Source organism: Marinobacter sp. UBA2498, assembly GCF_002341575.1.
Taxonomy (GTDB): Bacteria; Pseudomonadota; Gammaproteobacteria; order Pseudomonadales; family Oleiphilaceae; genus Marinobacter; species Marinobacter manganoxydans.
Map to the genome: position 1 here is coordinate 1 of NZ_DDOI01000107.1, position 1,577 is coordinate 1,577.

Consider the following 1,577-nt stretch of genomic DNA (forward strand, 5'->3'; position numbering starts at 1 on the left):
GCGGCTGTATTCACGAGGTGTCCCATGCAAGCCAAGCATCAAGTCCAGGTATCCCAATCCCAACAGGCCCAGGTTGCCCGCCTGCTGCTGCAGGCCAATCTCGCCTATGGGGAATCCAACAGCAACGGCCTCAGCCATATCCGGCGGCTAAAGGCCCGGCAGGAATGCCGGGGCTATCTGAACGAGGCGCTGGCTCTGGAGCCGCAGAATGCCGGTGGGCTGGGATTGCTTGGCCGTGTGGAGATGGACGACGGGCAGCTTGAGAAGGCACACACCCTGTTCAACGCCAGCCTGGACCATCAGCCGGGCCAGGTTCAGCAGTATTGCAACCTGGGTTACTGGGCACTTAAAACCGAGCGACCGGCGCTTGCGGAGCAGTATTTCCTGCAGGCCCTGGAGTGTGACCGGCAATCTGCCGCCGCTTTCTGTGGCGTTGCCCATTCCAAGCGACTGCAGGGGCAGTTTGATGTGGCTTATTTGCATTATCGCAAGCTTCTGGAAACCGGCGCTGAATGGGATTCCGTATACAGCGGGATGCTCACTTGCGCCCAACACCTGGAAGTAAACAAGGCGGATTCCGCCCTGGCCCAGGATGCTATCGCCCTTCTCCAGCGGGATGGTCTGCCACATCAGGAATTGGGCCGGTTTGTCAGCGCCATTATTAATCACCAATATGGCCTGGATAACCCGGACGCACAGATTTCCCTTGAGGCTGCCAGTGAAGACGAACTGCTGATCCTGGCCCTCCAGAAAACCCTGATGCCCAATCCTGCGGTGGAAGAGCTGGTTACCCTGCTGCGTCGGGCAATCATTGCCGAAGTCGCACAAACCGTTGAACTTCGCGACGAACTGCAACGCCTGACACTGGCCCTCGCTCAATACGCCGACAGAACCGGCTATGCCCTGGCAGCTGAAGACGATGAAGAACGACTGGCCTCTGCTATCAACGACAGCATCCAGGCCCAGTTCGCCCTTGGTGAGGAACAGGACGGGCTCATCGGCTCACTGATGATCAGCGCAATGTATGGCGCCCTCTTCCACCAGCCCTTCGCGGTGCAACTTGGCCAGTGGAACCTGGTGGACTGGCCCCTGGCACTGCAGCCAGTTCTGGCCGCCAGCTATTACGATCGGGCCGAAGAAGAGGCCATCAAACAAAATTTCGATGAGAAGGCCGAGGAACTCTGCCTGGATAAGACCGATGTTCCCCAGGCATGGCCTGCCTGGTCACAGCTGGCCTGCCGCACAGAAAGCAGCTTGAAAACCCTGATGGCAACGGAGCTGGGGCGGCGCATCGACAACCTGCCTGCCACTCTTCGCCTCATGGTCTGCGGCGCCCAGTCCGGCCAGCGCGCCATGGAACTGGCCAGTTACCTGGACGATGTGGAAGTGATCGCGGTGGATGAATCCCTCGCCAATATCGCCAAGGCCACCCGCATGGCTAACGACATGGGCAGGGACAATATTGTGTTCTGGCCCTGGTCCGTTGCCCAGCGTTTCGTGGCCGATGGCCATCAGGTGCACTGGATTGAAGTCGGTCGCCTGCCCTCACCGGCCATGACCACCCTGTCTCTGGCGGC

The 1,577-nt window shown here is 59.7% G+C and carries 1 protein-coding gene; it reads left to right on the plus strand.

Going from position 1 to position 1,577, the window contains the following annotated elements; translation table 11 throughout:
- Window positions 1-24 precede the first annotated feature (24 nt).
- On the plus strand, window positions 25-1,577 hold a 1,553-nt coding region (locus B2W52_RS14910), incomplete at its 3' end, for a tetratricopeptide repeat protein (protein WP_286803673.1).